This window comes from Psychroserpens burtonensis DSM 12212, from assembly GCF_000425305.1.
GTDB lineage: Bacteria > Bacteroidota > Bacteroidia > Flavobacteriales > Flavobacteriaceae > Psychroserpens > Psychroserpens burtonensis.
In genome coordinates, this window is the sequence record NZ_AUDE01000030.1 from 18944 (window position 1) to 39779 (window position 20836).

At 32.3% G+C, this 20836-nt stretch carries 14 protein-coding genes and 1 pseudogene; 6 read left to right on the forward strand and 9 right to left on the reverse strand.

Going from position 1 to position 20836, the window contains the following annotated elements:
• Positions 1 to 59 precede the first annotated feature (59 nt).
• From H593_RS0113520 to H593_RS0113545, 5 genes are all read right to left on the reverse strand, one after another.
• Positions 60 to 5978 (reverse strand): DEAD/DEAH box helicase, encoded by a 5919-nt coding sequence (locus H593_RS0113520; protein ID WP_028872941.1) that lies wholly within the window; start codon positions 5976 to 5978, stop codon positions 60 to 62.
• 4 nt (positions 5979 to 5982) lie between these two features.
• On the reverse strand, positions 5983 to 9003 hold the full coding sequence (locus H593_RS0113525) for a hypothetical protein (protein ID WP_028872942.1): 3021 nt from the start codon (positions 9001 to 9003) through the stop codon (positions 5983 to 5985).
• Between the two features lie 123 nt (positions 9004 to 9126).
• Entirely contained in the window at positions 9127 to 10128 is a 1002-nt protein-coding gene (locus H593_RS0113530) for a helix-turn-helix transcriptional regulator (RefSeq protein ID WP_028872943.1), read from the reverse strand.
• Positions 10129 to 11326: 1198 nt separating this feature from the next.
• Entirely contained in the window at positions 11327 to 11686 is a 360-nt protein-coding gene (locus H593_RS0113540) for a hypothetical protein (protein ID WP_028872944.1), read from the reverse strand.
• A gap of 141 nt (positions 11687 to 11827) precedes the next feature.
• Positions 11828 to 12589, reverse strand: coding sequence for an NYN domain-containing protein (locus H593_RS0113545; RefSeq protein ID WP_028872945.1), 762 nt, complete (start codon positions 12587 to 12589; stop codon positions 11828 to 11830).
• A gap of 398 nt (positions 12590 to 12987) precedes the next feature.
• Between H593_RS0113545 and merTP the strand changes: the two are divergent.
• From merTP to H593_RS20560, 6 genes and pseudogenes are all read left to right on the forward strand, one after another.
• Positions 12988 to 13477, forward strand: a pseudogene (merTP, locus tag H593_RS19250) (mercuric transport protein MerTP); the annotation flags it as partial.
• Positions 13478 to 13483: 6 nt separating this feature from the next.
• Entirely contained in the window at positions 13484 to 13690 is a 207-nt protein-coding gene (locus H593_RS21300) for a GDCCVxC domain-containing (seleno)protein (protein WP_084142332.1), read from the forward strand.
• Positions 13691 to 13833: 143 nt separating this feature from the next.
• Positions 13834 to 14973: a T9SS type A sorting domain-containing protein gene (locus tag H593_RS19255; protein ID WP_051229738.1), complete on the forward strand. Its 1140-nt coding sequence runs from the start codon at positions 13834 to 13836 to the stop codon at positions 14971 to 14973.
• 293 nt (positions 14974 to 15266) lie between these two features.
• Positions 15267 to 15959: a DUF6090 family protein gene (locus H593_RS20155; RefSeq protein WP_051229739.1), complete on the forward strand. Its 693-nt coding sequence runs from the start codon at positions 15267 to 15269 to the stop codon at positions 15957 to 15959.
• Positions 15960 to 16004: 45 nt separating this feature from the next.
• Entirely contained in the window at positions 16005 to 16301 is a 297-nt protein-coding gene (locus H593_RS21545; protein ID WP_315969378.1) for a DUF6090 family protein, read from the forward strand.
• The gene (locus H593_RS20560) at positions 16297 to 16488 is read left to right on the forward strand and encodes an HIT family protein (protein ID WP_245585052.1); all 192 of its coding nucleotides are present in this window, start codon (positions 16297 to 16299) and stop codon (positions 16486 to 16488) included. The genes H593_RS21545 and H593_RS20560 overlap by 5 nt, the downstream gene beginning before the upstream one ends.
• A gap of 122 nt (positions 16489 to 16610) precedes the next feature.
• On the opposite strand, the gene H593_RS0113575 is transcribed toward H593_RS20560, so the two are convergent.
• The 4 genes from H593_RS0113575 to H593_RS19265 form a co-directional block, all read right to left on the reverse strand.
• On the reverse strand, positions 16611 to 17495 hold the full coding sequence (locus H593_RS0113575) for a hypothetical protein (RefSeq protein ID WP_028872947.1): 885 nt from the start codon (positions 17493 to 17495) through the stop codon (positions 16611 to 16613).
• A 249-nt stretch (positions 17496 to 17744) separates the two neighbouring features.
• Positions 17745 to 18101 (reverse strand): DUF6567 family protein, encoded by a 357-nt coding sequence (locus H593_RS0113580; RefSeq protein WP_028872948.1) that lies wholly within the window; start codon positions 18099 to 18101, stop codon positions 17745 to 17747.
• Positions 18102 to 18460: 359 nt separating this feature from the next.
• Positions 18461 to 19315 (reverse strand): endonuclease/exonuclease/phosphatase family protein, encoded by an 855-nt coding sequence (locus tag H593_RS0113585; RefSeq protein ID WP_028872949.1) that lies wholly within the window; start codon positions 19313 to 19315, stop codon positions 18461 to 18463.
• A gap of 512 nt (positions 19316 to 19827) precedes the next feature.
• Complete coding sequence (locus H593_RS19265) at positions 19828 to 20829, reverse strand: PorP/SprF family type IX secretion system membrane protein (protein WP_051229740.1); 1002 nt, start codon at positions 20827 to 20829, stop codon at positions 19828 to 19830.
• Positions 20830 to 20836 lie beyond the last annotated feature (7 nt).

Genomic DNA, 20836 nt, shown 5'->3' on the forward strand with positions numbered 1-20836 from the left:
GAATTTAATTAATTTATATTACTACCAGATCTTATTTTTTCTTCTATTATCAGTTTTATTTAATTCTCAATACTAATGTTATAAATGATATCATGGGATACATCTTTTCTTATTTTAAACAATTGATTGTCATAAGACATGTGTTCTGACTCTAACCTGTCTAATGGTTTTAAACCATGTGCAATACCTCCATCTATTCGAATACTAAAAGAGGTGTTTTTCGATTTAAATTCTAAATATCTATAATGAGGCAGTTTTGATACTTGGTTTACTTGTGCATCAAAATTGTAAGCTGGAGCTAGTTGTTCTAGATCATATTTATAATCGTCAAGATTTCTGTAATTGTGGATGATATAAAACGGAGAATTGAAACTTTTAAAAACGTCACTTGTTAAATGAACATTTAGAGTTTCCACTTCTATAGAACACAAACTTTGTAATTGGCTTACAAACTGCAAGAGTAGACGCATTGAAAATTCTGTCAAGTTGAATTTGTCAAGATAAGAGACTTTGAAACTTTGACCTTTAATCTTTGCAAGAAAGTCGTCAGTTTCATTTAAGTTCTCTAACATTAATTTAGCCAAGCCATTACTTTGACATTGCCTCCCAGGAATTGTGGTTAGTCTAGATTCATATAAATTACTTTGATTAAATTCTGGTACTGCTAGCGAGGCGTATTCTTCTATTTTTATACCATCAACTTTGTAAAAGTTTTCTTGAACATTTTTTGACCAAGCATCCTCCAAATTCATATAGGGTTCCTTTGATATATAACTTATTTGCTGGCCATTTTCAAGCAACAAAGAAAGGTGAATAGGATATGTGATTATTTCAGTTTTGTTCCCTTGTTTAATCCTATAGTTGTGAGATAATAATAGTACTGTTAACTTTTCTTGATTGTTTGTGTATTTAATATCCCCTTCAACAATAAAATTAACCTTACAATTGTCTCTTTTTATTAACTCTAGACTTTCTAAATTTTCCAATTCCCACTCACTACAATAGGAATGTATATGAATATTAATTTCTTTTGCACCGAAATGGTAGTTTTGACTTTTTATTTCGTCATAAAGAGTACCGTATATCGTGTTAATTGTTAATTGATGGTTTTTAAGTGCCTCGGGCAGCTGATTTGTGTTTGCCTTTAGTAACCATGATACTGCAGCAGCACTATCTAAATCTTCAATGTGCCATTGCGTAGCTCTATCAATTAAACATTTGGTGCAAGCTGTTTGATTACATGAACAATCATTTAATACATCATAGGCATTTTTTAGTATTTCTTTTATGAATAAATTGAATTGTGAAGCATAACCAGCACCACCTTTTGCACTGTCGTATATGAAAATCGTTTGATAACCCTTGTATTTTTTTATTCCAAAACCAAGTTCAGATTCTTCAATTGCCAAATATTCAGCGAGAGATTTTGTAAAGATTACCCCTAAAGTATAAGCTAGTTTTTTATCATTGACAAAAGACCCATCGGCATTTGTTAAGCGAATTTCTGTGAAATCAGTTTTGAATCTACTCCCTAGAATAATATGGTCTTTTACATTGTTTGCAGAACAAATGTTTTCTCCTTCATCATTTTTACCACCTCTAAGTCTGCTGTGGCCTTCTAATTTATCGTGATTTGTCTCTACTCTTCCACAATCGAGACATAAACTATAGCCTTCTCCATTTCCTGTATTGTAAAATAAAATTTGAGCTTGTTTTTCTTTTTCACTTGTTCTGAAGTCTAAATAACTTGTTTGATTTAGGTTCCAAGGATCTATATTTAATAATAAAGGTTCTAGGTATTGAGGTTTTGATTTTTCAGAAACGACTCTTGTGGGGTCTTTATATAAATCTACCGCGAAACCAACTGGTTCAACAAGTTCTGTGAATTTACTATTTGTTGTACCTAGATCTACTCCCACGAAAGAATGCTGCGTGTTGCATTTTGGACAGGAATCAGTTACTTTGTCGGATTCTTCTAAAATTCTTTGATACCCGCAAGAGGTGCATGATTGAATTGCATTTCTTTGCCCAGATGCTCCATGATTGTTTTTCATAACAATACCGGAAGACTGATAGTTTAAACCATCAATTAAAATGTTGTTGCCTGGAGCGAACTCAGTCAAAGCTCTTGTAATTGGGTAACTCGGATTTAATTTTAATCTATCTGGATTTCTTTGGTTTAATTCCTTAATCGTTATTTTTTCAAAATCTATGATACCTGTTGGTAAACCGGCATTGGGTAAAAAGTTCTCTTCTGCCAAGTGATTTAATACAAACTTTTGGAGAAACTGTCCTCTACGGTATTTTATTGTTTTGTAAGCAGTACTGTTTTCACCTAACTCTTTTGCCAATTCTATCATTTTCTTGTCATACGACTCACGTTGAGTTCTTAAACTTACTACGATTGCTTTAAAGTTGTCAATTACAAGTAGTACTAGTTGTTTAGGTGTAGTTGTTTTTAAAGGAGTGCCCTGCGTCAATGTTTGCAAAGCTTGCTCAAATTCAGACACTTCTGTTTTTTCTAACCAACTTAAAAAGTTTTCTGCAATGGTTGGTATTCCTTCAAAAAAGAAAACTTCAATATTCTCCTTAATATTAAGACCTTTACAATCATTAATTTCCTCTCGTATGTATAGACCAAATAACAATGAGTTTACATGTCGTTCAACGATTTTTTTACTGTCGAATGCTAGAATAGGAGGTGCAATTTTGTGCTCCAATGCCCATTTCGGGTTATTCATTGTGCGCAGTCCAATTGGATTCGGTGCACAAAATGTAAGTGCCAATGATTTATTTTCAGCACGCCTACCTGCACGACCTGCACGCTGCAGGTAGTTTGCTGGCATAGGAGGAACATTGCTCATTACTACGGCTGAAATCCCGCCAATATCCACTCCCATTTCCATGGTTGTAGAACAGCTTAAGATATTTATTTCACCATTTTCGAATTGTTCTTCTAATTGTTTTAGACGTTTTTTGTTTTGTTGTGCAGAATGCTCACCTGCTAAGTATAGTTTATTATAATCAAATATTTTCTCATAAAGGTTATTCCATAACCCCTTTTCTTTAGCTAGATTGCTATTTACTGCCAACCACTCTTCTACGATCTCTTTTTTTACGGGTAAATTTGCTGAAGTTAAGTGATATGAGTACTCGAAAGCTTTGAATTGATGGCTTTTATCATTCGCTATTTTATATATAGAAAGATTGTCAGGAGTAAGATTCCCTTTTACCCATGGCGAAAAACCTCTGAAACATTTGTCAATTAATCTATTTGAAACAGGACATAAAAACTGATTACCTCCAATTTCTAACAAAGTTTTTTCTTCAATATTTAATTTGTATCCTTCTTTGTCTTGAGTAAGAATTTTGCCCCTTAAAACGCGCCAAATATTTTCCAACAAATCGTTTAATTGATCTTGTTGAGTTGTTGTTATCTCTTCTTGTGTATCCCAACCAAGACCTGCACATATAAGTAAGATCAGTCGAGGCTGAGTAATTGCGTTAGGATTGAATAATGGCCATTTGGAGACATTCGCTATCTCAGTGTTTGACGGATGTATCGCTTGCGAATGGTAAAATTTTGAGGTAAATACTCTCATTTTATCATCAAAGAAAACATGTATGTTCTTACGTATTATATAATCTGCTGCAATTTTTAATAAATCAGACCACTCCTCTTTTGTGATTTTTAGTACTTCAGCTATTGAAGGTAAGGTTTGATTTTCTAGGCTAGGGTAAACGATGTTTACAAGACCTAAGTTCTCTAAAGATCTTTCCCTTTGCAATCTCTTCGAGAACTGATCAAAAAGGAGTGATTTGGCATAGATGTCACCTTGAATAATGAAATTTTCTCCTTTAGCAGATTTGTTAAAAAGTGTTTTAAACTCTTCTTTGTTACTTATGAAGTTTATAATTTCTTTCCAAGTAGTTCTACTTTTAAAAAGTGATTGACCTCCCTCTTTATTTATCCTGTTATTGAGTTCATCAATATTTTTTTGAATGTCTTCTATAGCGAATGGTGGTGCGATTTCTAGTTGTGCTACCTGATATGCTCGCCTTTTCGAAAGTTCTTCGACACTAGAAGTTTCTTGGTTATCACTTAATTTTTTTAATAGAAAATGATAAGATTGGTACCGAATCCAATTACTTTCACTATCAATGTTAATTAATGCAGCAATTTTTGCAGTCCCTTGGCGGCTATCTGTAAATGAAATGTATTTTTTACCTTTGTAGAGTGTATTCTTTGTGATTTTTTTAGCGTCTTGAGTTTGGTCTAAAACAATATCGGACAAGATTCGATTTGTGAATGCTGAAGAAACTCTATAATGAATCGGATTCTTATCGTTGTTACCACAAGAAGGGCATCTTGTGTCTTCGAGCATTAGTAAATCCTCGCCTGCAATTATTTCATTATCCTTTGAAATGCTACAAGGTTCTAAATCGGCATCTTTGAATTGTTGATTCAGATTGTTTTTTAGAAATCGTACTGCTGAGTCATTTACATTATTTTTATTCTCTTCGTTTCGTTCCTCTTCATTTTCTAAATGAAAAGCTTCATAGCCCACACTAGTTTTTTGAAATACTTTACGGATGCTTTTTTTATTGTTTTTCTCCTTGTGTAACTCACCTTCAAGCATCATTGTACCACAGCTTCTACAGGAAATCAATTCCAACAGTGGATGGTCGCAGGTACATTTTTTCCCAGCAACAGTGACCATGGTACCAATTACTTTTGAAGGAATATGCTCTTTGTGTTTGTCGCATTTTGCATTTGAGCAAGCATAAACTCCACCTATACCTCTGGTAAAAAAATGTCCTCTTACTGGTAGTAAATTTTCATCACTGATTTTTTGCTCTGCCAAGAAGTCCATAGAAGCTAATTGCTTATACTTATCAGATATTCCAAGTACTTTTCCTATTTCTGATTGGCTTAAGGCAGCTGACTTTAGGAGCTTACTTCTTATTTTGATAATTTTGTTTTTTGTCAAAGTATTTGACAAATCAGGAATGTTTTTATCTTCAATTTGATCGTTTACTCTATCTCCCTGAATTACGACTATTTGTGTTTGGTTGATCCCACACAAATCAGACATAAATTTCTTGAGACTATTTGTGTTTCCACTCCCTACTGTGGCAGAGGTAATCGCAAAACGAATATCGTTTATATTTACTGAAAATGCAGTAACAACCCGACGAATGAGTAGTGCCATTTCAGCGGCTTTAGACCCCGTTAAGGTATGTGCTTCATCTAATAAAATCCACCGTAATGTTCCTTCGGATTTTTCGAGTATTGGAACATCTGCGTTTCTAACAAGCATATATTCTAACATTGTTGGATTTGTAAACAGTATTTGAGGAGGTGATTTTCGTATTTTATCTCTTGAAATTAGTTCAGGAAAAGCCTTCTGATCATCTTTATAATTTGATTTGTTTGCAGTATCTCCAGTTAGTAGCGCATATCTAACTCCATCTAATGCAGAACACCATGCATGCATTCGTTTTCTTTGACTACCAATCAATGCATTTAACGGATATAAAAATATTGCATTAACTCCTTCCTTATTTTTACAGTTTTCGTGAATATCGTGCAATACAGGAAGCATAAAACATTCGGTTTTACCAGAGCCTGTACCCGTAGTTACTGCGATAGATTTTTTCTGATTTAGTAATGTTTGCCAACTTTCTATTTGATGCTTATATGGTTTTCTATCTATTGGAAACTGAAAGTCTGGATCTTTAATTGTTGCCAATGCTTTTATAAATTCTTTCTTAAAAATAGCTGTAGTTTCTCCAAACGTATAATTTCCTTCCTTCCAAGGGAATGTATTTTGAAAAATTGTTTCTGCAATAATCGGTTCTTGAGTCAACAAGTATTTAAAATAATCTTGCATTTCTTTGTCACCAGTTGCCCAAAGCGATAAAATAGCATCAGTTAATCTGTTTTCGGTTTTAATATAAAATTCTTTAAAATTCATGGACTTAGTTTTTATTTAGGGCGTGTAAAATAGTTTTGTTGTAAAAATTCGGTTTGAGATATTGACTGTATTGCATATTTCTCCTTATGACTTCTCTTTTTTCATCACCAGCCCATATGGGATACTCTTTTTGTATGTCACATATTGATTCCGCCACAGCAATAGGCGATTGTAATAATAGTCTTACTTGATTATGTGCTTCAATTGGTATACCATAATTATGATTTATTTTAGGGCTGTTGTAAGGAAGCTCATTTAAAACCCTAGTTCCCAATTGGGACCTTAAGTCAAGTATATTTCTGTGCGATAGTGATTCTGGTTCTATATTTGCGCCACTAATAAACTTGAACAGCTCTTGCAAGCCACTTTCACCCATATATGAAGAAATTAACTCTGCGATATTATTATAATACTCATAACCAACACGTTCAGTTATTTCAGAAATGGATTCCCCCCAATCTATTTTCGCTATCCAGTGAAAACAAAACCCTAAATCCGTTTCCATCTCTGGTATCGCTTTATGAACATATTCTATTGGATCAGATTGATTAATTCCTAAGAACAAAAAAGCTCTTGAAGCAACTTCAGAACTCCTAGAAATCGCACGCAATTGATCAAAGGTTGAAAAAGGTAAATCATACTGAACACATATATTGAAATATGTCAATATCTGCTTCCAAATATCATCTTTGAAATTTCTAACTGATAACTCTTTATGGTAATTGTCAATACGTTCATATTTATCTACACCAAGAAAAAAATCACCTGTATTTACAAAACGTGGCATTAATTGTTTTCCTTCTTTTTTAGAAGAAATTACAATGAATTGATTTGAGATTTCATTAGAGGGAATAGTGTAAGATTCGTCATTTCGAAAAAGCGGAATTATTTCGATATCATCTGCAGCGCAATTTACTGGGATAGCAAATAATTCAAGATCGTCAAAAGAATCGAAAAGACTAACCCTGTGTTGCAATTGATTCTCAATCTCAAGGGTATGACTAAACCCTGAGAATTTATAAGTTTTCTTATCTCTTCCCTCTGACAACTCAAGGCAAACAGTGTTTTTATAATTCATAGCATCTGCTAGGTAAAATAGTCTTACTATTTCGTCTTTAAATGATATTACTGGTTGAGTAGATTCCTTTATCTCCTTAGTAATTATGACGTCAGATTTTAAGCTGTTCTTGATCTTTAGTAACGTTTCATTATTGGGTGTGCTTAGAATACGCATACCGTAAAGATTAGCAAGTGATAAAGGTTGTTCTTCGTCAATAATATGACCATCTCTATCTGTTATGATCATTCCCTGAAAAGGTGAAAGTAGATCGAAGAATAACTTCTTTTTACCGGGATAACCAAGTGACCCTTTCACAATAGTGGGTATTTTTGAATGCTCTGTGTTTACTTTTAATACATAACAGTTGTTATCTTCGTTGACTTGTATTAACGTTGATTCGTCTAACTTACATTTAAAATAATCAAGGTTCTTGAATTCTATTATTGCCGAATAAATTGATTGATTTGAATATCTGGCTTGTAGGTTTCCAATATTGAAGAAAATATCGTGAGCTACTAAATCATCTTTCACAATTTTTAAATCAAAACAACCAGTAGAAATATAGCTCAATCTAGAGAGATCCTCCCATGTGTCTCTAGAGTTATGCTTCTTAATAAACACTTTAAATTGGTTTCTATTAATGTCATAGCCTTCATCATCAAAAACGAGAATCTTAGGGGCACCTTGAACAACCGGTAAATTGGCTTTTAACATCCAGTTTGGTTTTTTACTTTCTATTATCCAATCGAAAGAATTAACACCACTGCGATAGACTCGTCTTTCATCTTCAGAATAAATTTCAGTTTCACCTTCAAATGGCATACAAGTAAGCTGTTTTGTATATAAAGAAATTTCAGAGGAAGGGAGGTCACTTTTCCATTGTTTAGGAAATAGTACTGCTGCTTCTTTATTTGATGCCGAATAACCTTTAATAAGACGCCATTCATTATCGTTGAACCTAGTCCATAAAGTAGGTTCTTCTAAGTTTGGGATAGCTTGTATGAAATCTGAAAGCTGAGTTTTGTTATCATTGCTAATCACATAAGTGTTAGGCATTCCAGCAGAAACATCCCAGTCTTTGTTATCCTGACTATACCAGTCTGTTTTAAATTGACCATTTGCCATTTTACGGAAAACACATACAAGATTATCGTCCATAAAAAATTGATATTCTCTTTCTAGTGTTTCAAACCCTAAAAAATTGCTAAGAGCATCCTTAGAATATGTATTTGCTAACCCTAATCTTAAACTAATTTTATACTCTTCATTTTTAGAACTTAACAGCCAGTAGTTCTTAGGCTTAGACAGTCTTGTTTTTTTTATTAATGAGGCTCTTTTTACTTTTAATGAAATTGATATTTGTTTTAAAATCTCTTCAGATTCTAGTAATTCTTCATATTGACCATCATTATTCAAAATAGACTTTACAATTTCAAGACAGTTTTCATAAATAATATCATTTTGACTAGATTTTGGCAAGAGGTCAATAATGTGGGTTTTGAAAATAAAATCTTCTATTGTTTCTGGCTGCTCTTCTAAGACAGCTTCTAGGAAAGCCTTATACTTTCCTTGGTTCTCTGAGATATGCTTTAGAGGAAGCCCTCCTTGCAACAATAATGTTTTGAAGTAAAGGGTATTTTGTTTTTTAATCCACTTGATACCTAGCATTTGAGCTCCTTTACGTGCCATTTTATAAAACTCGTCCTCGGTTAAAACAAACCTACTATTTCCGCCTAAAGATTCAAAGACATTGAGTTTACTAGGGATTCCACCATTGTAATTCCTTTTCCACCATTGCGCATAATAAAGGGAAACATCCCTTGGATCAATTGTAATACCTGTTCCATATTGTAAGTTTATTACAAGTCTTTCAAAATCCTTATCGGTTAAGAAATACTTCCAAAGTGGACCACCGTCATGAGAAGAAAGTTTGTTTTTAGAAAGTAATTTTTGAAAAAAGCTCATATAATATGGTTATTAACATCGATTAAGGTTTCATTATTTAGACATGTGATTTGTGGCATCATAATACGTTATTTTTAAAATTCAGTACAAAGATTAGAATCAATCATGCAATACACGTGCATACTAATAAATAGTGTTCATTTCATTAATCCTAGATATAATTTCTTGTCTAACTCCTAAAGGAGAAATGACTTCAACATCTGCTCCAAAAGACAACAATAGTTGGTAAAGTTCTTTGTTAGGTATTACCTCAATTTTAATGATATTTTGAGAAGTAGTTGTAGTATCTAATTTCTGAGTACCGTGAATTGGTTTTGTTAACACATATTTTAATCTCTTTTCTGAAAACTTAAGTCTTATCTTTTCTAATTGAAGTTTTTCTGGTTTAGTTACTCCTATAATATCTTCAAAGTAATCCATCCAACTTATTGTGCTGTGCTCAAAATCTTCACTCATTTCCTCTAAAGAAACAATTCTGTCTAAAGGATAATTCGATATAGATTTATATTTTTTATTGTAACAAAATAAAAACCATCGGTTGTTATATTGTTTTAAATGATATGGGAATATAATTTCTTCTTGTTTTGGTTTGCCATATGGCTCGTAAACTAACTTTGTTTGTTTTCGCTTTAAGATTAGATTAAACAAGATACCGATATACTCTCTTCCCTTTAAATCTATATTTTCCTGATAACCAATTACACCGTTATCTCCGCTTGAAACTAAATCAAAAGCCTGTTCCATTCTTGGGATTAATTCTTCTAACCATGAAAACTCAGCTCTGTGTTTGTATCGTGATAAAATTGCTAATGTGGTTTCTAGTTGAACGCTATCATTAACATTTAAAGGATGATTCGCAATTGAGAAGTTTTTGTCTTTATAACGGAACGCATTTTTACGACCAATTTTTAGATCTTCATTGAGATTAATTGCCCAACCGTTGTCAGATTTCATATGCTCAATATCGTATTGTAATTGTCTTAACTGAATACCTTCTGTTCCAATATCATTAAGCAAAGTATTAATTTTATTCAAAAGCGCATCGTAGTCATATAACCTATTAAAATTGCTAAAACAACCGTCTAGTATCGTATATCTTATTTGAGCATGCTTATTTGTAGCCATTAAATCAAAAATTTCGCAGGGAATATTAGTTTACTATTTATCATATTATAACCCATTCTCGTAATGGAGATAACAAAACATAACTAACTTATTACAGTTCATAAAACTAATAAATTCATAGAAGCTATATATACGTAGTTCTACGTATTTATGCGTTATCAATAGTTAAAATTTAAATAGAGTATAACTTGTTTAATGACATCTCTCATCACTTTAAAAATGAAAACGTATTTTAATCTTAAATAAAGGGAAATTACAGTTTTATATAAGAGTTTTGTTACGGTTTACCGTAATCGCTTAAAAAAGCCTCTTAAGCGGTTTTATAAACCCGTTACAACTAGCCCTTAATTATACAAAGCTCTACCAGTCGTTTTAATTTAGATTATGAATCTTATACTGACGAGACCATTCTACTGATTCGCCAAATTTTAAAGCGATTTTAAAAAATAACTCTAGACAAATCACATGTGGTGCTAACCAAATATTCACTTTGTTTGTTTTAAAATGCATGTTTTAATAATCTCAATTTTAGATTTAAGATGCTCTAATCCCCATTGGACGTCAACCATGTCATCACCCGAAAGGGTACTAGAAAAGAAGGGTGTATTCTGGCTATATTGGCATATATTCATCTCCATTACAACAGGATTATTCTATAACCTTTATAGTATGATTTCAAATAAATTTAAACCTTTTAAAATTGAAAATTCAATTTTTATTTCTAAATTTGATTAAGAAATTGATACTAAATAAGTGAACACGAAACTGAACACGTTTTGGAACACGATTAAGAACACAGCGATTTTCAACTAACTAATAGTTAGTAGTTTAAAATTTAAATATTTGGCTTTTTGAAATTCATAACCCAGAGGTCACGGGATCGTGCCCCGTTCTCGCTATAGTCTTAATCAAGTACAAACAACGGTTTAGTTCACACTAAACCGTTGTTTTATGATTACTAGAGCTTTAAAACTACAATAACACTGATTACTAGTTGCTTACAATATAAACCTAGAAGCTTTAGCAGCGAACACTTTAAGGTTTTATTAGCAAAAAAAACAATAAGCTAGACTTACTAGGTCGTTTAGTACAGGTATTCAATACATCACATAAATCCTTATTTTACAAGGGAGTATCACTATTTTGAGACTAAAACTCTTATTGACCCCATTCGTAACGTTTAAAACATAGCGACCCTTTAGTTAGCCAACTCTCGTTGTATTCCAATTCTAAAACAACGCTCCTCTCCTAAATACTGAGGATTACCGTGTTTCTCTGACCAAAAGCCTTCTAAAAGATCTTTTGTAATACATTTATAAACAGCTACACCTTTATAGAGTGTTTCATTATCGCCTTTGTAATTAAAATTAATAACCAAAATATTATCTTTAAAAAAACCAGTTCCTAACTGCAGTTGATTATTATTGATTAACCATTTTGCTACAATCCTATTATTGTCATCTGCTGTTAATTGAAGTGTGCCTTTGTAAGCCGCGGTATCTCCATCTTGATTGCGTCCTGTGATATTGAAGTGACCTGTGAGTTCTGTTATCGTCATTTATTATCTGATCTCTTTTGATTTGGTTAAAGGTATAATGGTTCACTGAGCTGTTGGTAATTAAAAAATACTTCTCTAATTTAAAGGACTAAGACGGCTTAATATCTCACGCTAAGTACCAAACTTCACAATCGCTGCAGCTTATCTCTTTTTACCTTTAGTTTTCTCTTCATTAAGCTTCACATAAATCAGTTTCAATCGACCTCTTGGATCCTCACGTCTTTCAATTTCAAAATCAGAAATAGAATTAATTAAAGGTGTTAGTTTTTGAAAACCATAATTTCTAGAATCAAAATTAGGTTGTTTTTTAAGTAGTAAACTTCCAACATCACCCAAAAATGCCCAACCATCGTCATCTGCAACATCGTCTATTGTAGACGCTATAAACTTAATCTCTTTTTGCGTAATGTTATCGTAATTATTTTTAGGCGCTGATGATTTTGTAGACGCTGTAGACGTACTTTCTTCGGATATATTTTTAAGAATCTCTATATAAATAAATTTATCACAAGCCACTATAAAAGGGTTCGGTGTTTTCTTTTCACCTATCCCATATACTTTCATGCCTGCCTCTCGTAAACGGGTTGCTAAACGTGTAAAATCGCTGTCACTAGAGACTAAACAAAATCCATCTACTTTCTCTGAATATAAAACATCCATAGCATCGATAATCATAGCCGAGTCTGTCGCATTTTTACCAGTAGTATAACCATATTGCTGTATGGGTGTTATAGCGTTTTCTAATAACAAATTTTTCCATTTTGATAAATTTGGCTTGGTCCAATCACCATAGATACGCTTAATGGTAGGATTACCATATTTAGCAATTTCTTCCATCATTTCTTTTACATAAGCCGACGGTATGTTATCGCCATCTATAAGTACTGCTAATTTAATATCCATTGGTTTTTGATTGTATTAATTTATTAAATATAAAGATAATTGCTTTAATGCAAAAAACCACTCCTAATGGAGTGGTTTAACTATACGTGTCTTAAGCCATTACTTACGACTTGATTTTTTAGCCAATTTTGCAGCTTTCTTTTCTTTAGGTGATAATGCTGCTTCTTTTTTTACATTCTTTTTTGAATCTTGTGATTTTGCCATGATATTTAATTTTAAGATTATGCTTTTAAATTAAGGATTAAATGTAGTAAAAAAATATCAATCTCTGTGGTCTATAAATCTACTAATGTTACTCTTGTATTCAACATTTTAAAGAATGCTATAATTGAAGAATGAAATAGTAATGGAGCTCAAAATGATACCACTCCAATTTTAGAAAATTATTGGTCGATATTATTGCTTCAACAGCCTCTTGGATTGAGACTTTTAGACTTTATTTAATTGGGCTAACAACTTTAATCCTTAGATTTGCTTGGTCTCAGAAACTAAAACCTCGCAAAGATATTGACTATGAATGTGAGACGAACGAAAAACCGAAATTCATTCAATCAAAAATGTTTTTAGGAATTGAAACCACATGTGCAATTATGATGTTGGCATTCCCCTACTATTCTGGAATTTTTTATCCCAACACAGAAAAGCAAAGAATCGCAGTTGACAAATCAGACATTAAAACAACGGCATTTACAATCCACGGGATGACTTGTGCGAGTTGCAATGAACACGTTAATCACGAAGTAAATACACTAAACGGAATTGTAAACTCAAAAGCGTCGTACGAAAAAAGGAAATGCCATTATTGAATTTGATAGAGCAAAAACTAATGAAACGGAAATTGAGAAAGCAATCAACGCAACAGGATATAAAGTAAACGATAAAAAATAGAATTAGATGGAAACCATATTAAAATCAGAAATTACTTGTCCAAACTGTGGACATCAAAAGGAAGAACAAATGCCGACAAACGCTTGTCAATTCTTTTACAATTGCGAGAATTGCAAAAAGGTTATGAAACCAAACCAAGGAGATTGTTGTGTTTATTGCTCATTCGGAACAGTAGCTTGTCCACCAATTCAGGAAAACAAAAGCTGTTGTTAAAATAGTCAATTACGAAAACTAAACAGAATAAAGTTAATGGATAATAACGTTAGCACTAATAGGCAAACGCTCACTTTTTAATATCAAATTAGAATTGCTACATTTATGTTTTTAAATGCACATTTAATTTTAGATCCTCAAAAATGAAAGAAAAGTATAAGTTGTCTATTTTAATACTAGTTATGTTATTTTCTCATTTAATCACTCAAGCACAATTTATTACATTCGAACATGACGGTATTGACCGTCAATATTTATACTATGAACCTACAAATTTAAATGAGAATATGCCTTTAGTCTTTGTTATGCATGGCTATACTGGTGATGCTAATAGTATGAGAAATTATTCTGAAATGAATCAAATAGCCGATCAATACGGTTTTGCAGTTTGTTATCCAAGAGGGACTTTAGATTCGGGTGGAAATCGGTTCTGGAATGTCGGATATGCGTTTCATCAAACTGAAACCGTAAATGATGTTGGTTTTTTAACCGAATTAGCTGAACACCTTCAAATAACCCAAAATTTGAATCCTGATTATACTTTTGCCACTGGCTTTTCTAATGGTGGGGAAATGTGTTACATGCTTGCTTGTCAAGCTTACAATACGTTTAAAGCAGTCGCTCCTGTAGCAGGCATGATCCTACAAGACATTATAGATGACTGTGATGATAGCCCACCAATCCCTTTGTTTGAAATACATGGTTCTCAAGATAACGTCACACCATTATCAGGAGATCCAAATAATAATGATGGATGGGGAGCTTATCCAAGTATACCCTCTACAGTAAATTATTTTGTAGAAAAAAATGAATGCACATCGAACAATACACAAACATTACCAAATACCGATAACTCTGACGGAAGTTTTATTAATAGTGTAAAGTATTTAAATGGTATTAATAATAATGAAGTATGGTATTATGAAGTTGTAGGTGGTGGACATGATTGGCCTGGAGCTTGGGGAAATATGGATATTAATGCTGGTGAAGAAGCCTGGCTATTTTTTCAAAATCATATAGATAATACGCTATCACTTCCAGATTTTGAAGATCTAGAAAATACCATTCGTATTTTTCCAAATCCTACAAGTAATGTAATTACTGTAGAAACTAATAATCCGTTGGAACTTAAAGAGCTAATTATTTACAATACTCTGGGAATAAATTTAAACTTAAATCCTACTAATGGAATCATAAACCTCACTAATTTGAATACGGGTGTTTACTTATTAAGTATTACAACTTCAAAAGGCACAATAACAAAAAAAGTTGTAAAAAATTAAACATAATTAAATGCAAAATCGTGGATGCTTTTATAAATATATTAAGTGTATCAGTTATTGAAATAGCAACTATTATTGCGAACACGGTGTATCGTCAATGGCTTGTTAAGTGCATACTTGGAAAATCGTACGGTTTCCCTTAAGGTTCGGTTTCCTTTTACTATTCTAGTTGCTTAACAATAGCTACTAACCAGACACCAAACATTGAGCTTCATTAAGACCAACCAATAAGATTCTCGCTTTCTCGGGAAATACAGATGATTAAATTCTTTAGACATATTAGAAAAGACCTTATGGAGAAAAATAAAACTGGAACGTATGTGAAATACGCCATTGGAGAAATAGTGCTTGTCGTAATCGGGATTTTGATTGCGCTCTCCATAAGTAATTGGAATGAAAATCAAAAAGACAAAGAAACCGAGTTCTATGTATTAGAAGAAATTTTAAATAATTTAAAAGAGGATGCGCTTTTAATTGAAGGTATTATCGCAAAGCGTGAAGACGCAAATACATCTGCGAAAAATATGCTTGGTTATTTAAAACAAGACACTGTAGACGTCGATGTCTTATCACGAGACTTTCTAAATTATTTATCCTTTGAACGTTATTTCCCTATTAATAATGCGTATGAAATATTAAAATCTAAAGGTTTAAAATTATCTAATAACAAATTAACGACTAGAATATCGCGCTATTATGACTATGAACAGAACAAAGTCAACTTTAGCATTAAAGATGTTGAAGATGCTATTTTAATTATTCTAAATGATAAGAATAGTATTATAAGATTTGTAAATACGTTTAATCTTAACGAATATGTAGAACTCACCGAACCCAATAGCACAACTTTTAAAAACGAATTATATAGAGAATTAGTCTCATTTAAGAATAACAATGGTGGCACCTTAGAGCGATTGCGTAATTTTAGTAACACGAATAGCGCCTTAGTCTCAGATTTAGAGCAAGAATTAAAAAAAAATGAATAACCAGTAACGATGATTAAATTCTTTAGATACATTAGAAGAGACCTTATGGAAAAGAAAAAAGGAACGTATCTTAAATATGCCATTGGTGAAATTGTACTTGTCGTTATAGGTATTTTAATTGCTTTGAGTATTAATAACTGGAATGAACAAAAAAAGAATGAACAAACGATAATAATCGCTTTAAAGGAAGTTCAGCATAATTTATTGTTAGATATCGAAGCATCGCAAGAGAACGTGAATGATTTTATGAAATTAAACACCCTCCTAAAAAAGATTTTCGACTCTAAAAACCCTTGGACATCTGACGATTATAAAAATAAAAAAGTTAGCCGATATAATTGACAAGGCAAAATTACTTATTGAAGAAAATTTCAATCCAAATGGCTATAATATCGGAATGGATTGTGGTGGAGTCGCCGAACAATCCGTACTGCATTTTCATTGTCATGTTATGCCAAGATACAGAGGAAATACGGAAAACTCCAAAGAAGGTGTAAGACATTGTGTAAAAGGAAAAGGGAATTATTAAACGTGCTGCAACACTTTATTAAATTTGTTATGGGATTCCATAATCGCTCAAAGATAATTCTTAAGGTGTTTTGTAAGCCCCTCACATACAGCACTTAATTACACAAAGCGTTACCAGCGATTTTAGCTTAGGTTATAAACCTTATACTGCCGAGACCATTCCGTTGCTTCGCCAAATTTTAGAGCGATTTTAAAAAACAACTCTGGACACAAAACATGTGGCGCTCCCCAAACATTAACTTTGTTTGTTTTGAAATTGCCGGTTTCACTAATCCCTATTTTACAATCAAGATCCTCCAATTCCCATTGAGCATCAACAGAGTCATCACCCGAAAGGTTACTAAAAAAGAATTCTTGCTTGAGCGCACTCTTAAATGTAATATCATTTTGTCCGATGGCTACTTTTCCTTCAGGATTCACGGTTTCTTCAAATAGTGCTGGTTGTAATTGAAAAGGAAATTTTAATGTATAGTTTGATCCTGTACCTTCTTTATTAAAAGCTGTAAAATTATGAACATATTCATCTGTAATTATATCTTTTTCACCTGTATTTTCTAATCTATATCTAATTGTAAAACCAGCGTCTTTTAATTCAATGTCTTTTTTTAGTATATAGCCAAAGCCATTTATTATTTCTGATGTGCATTGGATTAAAAGTGTATTTGCTTCTGATGTGATTTTAAATTCAGCGGGTTTCACCGCATAGGTTTTACTAATATGGTATTTGTTATCCTCTTTTTTTAATAAACCCACTCCTATTTTATGAAACCAACCACCAATAGGTGTCTCTTCAAAGCCTAGTGCATCATCTATACCGAATTCATTATAAAATCCTTTGCCCAAATAATGCTCATTGTCATTAGTAGGACTTTCTAAACCTGCCAATTGCATATTTTGAAATTTTACACTCACTATTTTACCTGTCCAGTCAAATCTTGATCCCTTATAATTTTCGAGGGGACCATCAATATGAATTTCTAGATTTTTGTTTTTAAGAATATGGGGCATACTAAGAAACGGATTATTGATGAATACTTACAGCAAATATCATTAATTTAAATGAAGACAAAACACTTTATTTCAAAAGGAAAATTATTGTAATCTCTAAGGAGTTTATTACAGAATACCATAATTGTTTAAGGTATAAATAATAAGAGTAAATAGTTTTTGTTTATGGCTAGTTCCGTCGTCTAAAAATAAGTCAGTAAACATAAAACTAAGTAGGACGATTTAAATAAAACTGCCCTACTTAATTTCCTATTTAAATTCAATAACTTCGGCAGAGACGGTTGCAGATATTCTCTTTTTAGTTTCTATTAAATCAACACAAACATTAACTAGGGCTCTACTGCCAACTAATTCAACGCCTACCGCTTTTGCATTAGCAAGCATTTTTGATTTAGCTTGAGATACAATACCTTCTTTATTCGTTATGTTTCCTGTCAATATTTTTTCAGTCGCTGTACCTGTAAAGCTGCCAAGTACAATAAAGTTATCACTTGATAAAACTGTTTGAGTTTGATTTAATTGATGATAACCTCCTCGATGTAAGCTGCTTGTTTTACAGGATGTAAATGCGACAACAATGAGCATAATTAAAATTACTTTCTTCATTTTATTAATTTAAAATTTTCACCTACTTCGTTTTAGGTCTTGTTCGGCTTGTTTTGACCTTACTACTATTCTTTTTTTGTATAACATACTCATTATGGAAATCCGAAATGCTATAAAAAATTAATCCTCCCATCCACAAAGGGATCTTCCTATATTTTTAGCATCCTTTAATGTGACTTTTTCAATTGAACTTTTACAGTTTGAAAGTCCACGACACTTTTCTGAATAATGATACTTTTTACTGTATTTGCCCTTACAGATATAGATCTTAGATTCGACTAAATCAAAAGATGTTATAGCTCCGAATAGCAAGCAAAAGGATAGACTTAAAAAAGTATTAAAGATAAATTTCATGAATCCTAATTATCAGTAATGCTAAATTCTAAAAAAACTGGTAAATGATCAGATATCATTCTTGCTGCTTTTAAATTTTCGCAAGTTTCAATATAGTCAATGACACCAGCATTACTAAACATTACACCTTTTGAGTAGTAAACATTATCTATTTCATGACTTAAATAATCGCCTCTTTTACATTTCTGTTTTAATGTGGTCTTTGAATTCTTAATAGCTGATTTGTAGCCTTGTTGGTATAAACTATCCCAAACATTGTGATTTTCACTTAGATTAAAATCACCTACAATTAATATGTTGTCTGTATGTAATCGTTTTTGATAATTTTGAAAATAGATAATTTCTAATTCAGGTTGATCACTGTGCGTTCTAGAGTGAAAGTTCACAACATAAAATGGTTCGCTATTGCGCTTTGATTGAAACTTACCAATAAATGGTTCCCTAATACAATAGTCTTCTAATTCTTTATCTAAGTAGGCACGAGTAAGCATTTTAACCTTAGATGTTTTCCAAATAAACGCATAACGCTCGCTCATATATACCGATGGACTGTTTGTAGGATCACTAATTCTATAATCCCACTTAAACCCTTTCCTATTAAGCTCATCAACAATTTGGGCTACTTTTTGAGCACCCGCTGGATGCTTAGCCACAACTTCTTGAATGGCTATGATATCGAAGTCTTTAAGAACTTTTACAATAAAATCTATTTCAGTATCATTTTTTGACTGCCCTAAATCTTGGATATTCCAGGAGAGGATTTTTAAAGATTCTGAATTACTAGAAATTAACTTATTAGTATTTTGAGAAAAGCCATTTAGCGTGCCCAATACTATAATAAGAAAGAGTTTTTTTATCATTTAATATCCTATTAGTTTTTAATAAAAACACTAATTATTTTATCCATATTGGAAGGCAGATCTGTCGTTTTAAAGTAGTAATCATCTTCATTTATAAATATTCTTACTTTTAAACCTACTTCTGTTTTTAGTCTGTTTTCGGCTTATTCCGACTTACAGCTGCGAACATAAAGCCATTATTACTCTCATCCTTACGGGAATCCGTAACCCATAAAAAAAGGCACGTATTCATACGTGCCTTTCATAATAACCTAAAAACTCAGGCTACCACTTGATTAATAGCTACTAAATTTAAACATAACAGCTCTATAAACCTTACGGAAAACCGTACAGTAATTTAAATTAACCTTAAATCTTTAGCTATTACTACAAGATGTATGGCATTATTAGCTCTGAATTGCATACGCAATTTATTTAAGCGTTTTTCAATAGCACTTAGACTGGTGGGTGAGCTATTATTGTTTTGCAATATGGCTAATCTAGTCCTATGATAGGCGTTTAAGTCTCGTTATTTATCGCTTTCTACTGCGATCTGTGTTGCATCTGCGACATCTTGAGAGATAGGTTAAAGAAAACTCATAAACACCTCTTGTATTTCCAATTTTAGAGGTATTCATATCATAGGACAAACCAAATCTAAATTCGGTATACTCTAAACCTATAAACGCATTTATAGAGGTTAATAAATGACTATTACCATCATTACGCGCTGGATTGGTGGCTGCCGTAAGACCTAAAAGAAATTCATTTACTTGAAATAGTGACCCTATATCTAATCGATTATATGGACCTTGTTGCATATAATTAGCGGTCATCATGATACTGTAATCATTCATAAAAGGAAAACGATAATTACCATGTATAGAATAAAATATATTTAAGGGCACTTTCTCTCCTTCTACAAATGAAATGTTAGGCCTATTTAGGTGTTTGACAGAGGCTCCAAACCAATAGGTTGTGCCGTTAAATTCTTGTTTTTCAAATACAATCCCTGTTGAAAAATCTATAAAGTATTGATTAGCGGTATTATTACTTAAAGGATCTATAGACACAGGATTAATAACACCTGTATTGATGTTTATTTGATCAGCTAAGGTTAGATTACGGAACCGATTACTTTTGCTTCCTACACCAACTTCTATCCCTGGTCTAAAAAACCAACCACCATTTAAGTTGACTCGATGCGCATAATTAGCATTTACCTGCATATAATTGTAATTATTAGCCGATTCATACTGCCACACAGCACTAACTCCTACGCCAAAACCAAGACTTGGACCGTAATCATAAGATTTGTTTACAAATGCATATTGTGTCGTTAAATTTAAGTCTAAACTTGGCCATTGTAAACGACTCAACATACCTGCATAAATTCTTTCATTATCCTCGAAACCAGAAAACCCAGGATTTAAAGTTTCTTGCACATAATTAGATTGTGAAAAAATGGGATCTTGCGCTTTTGCAGCATTTACACTTACGAAGACTATTATAAAGAGTATTATTTTGAATTTCATTCTAATA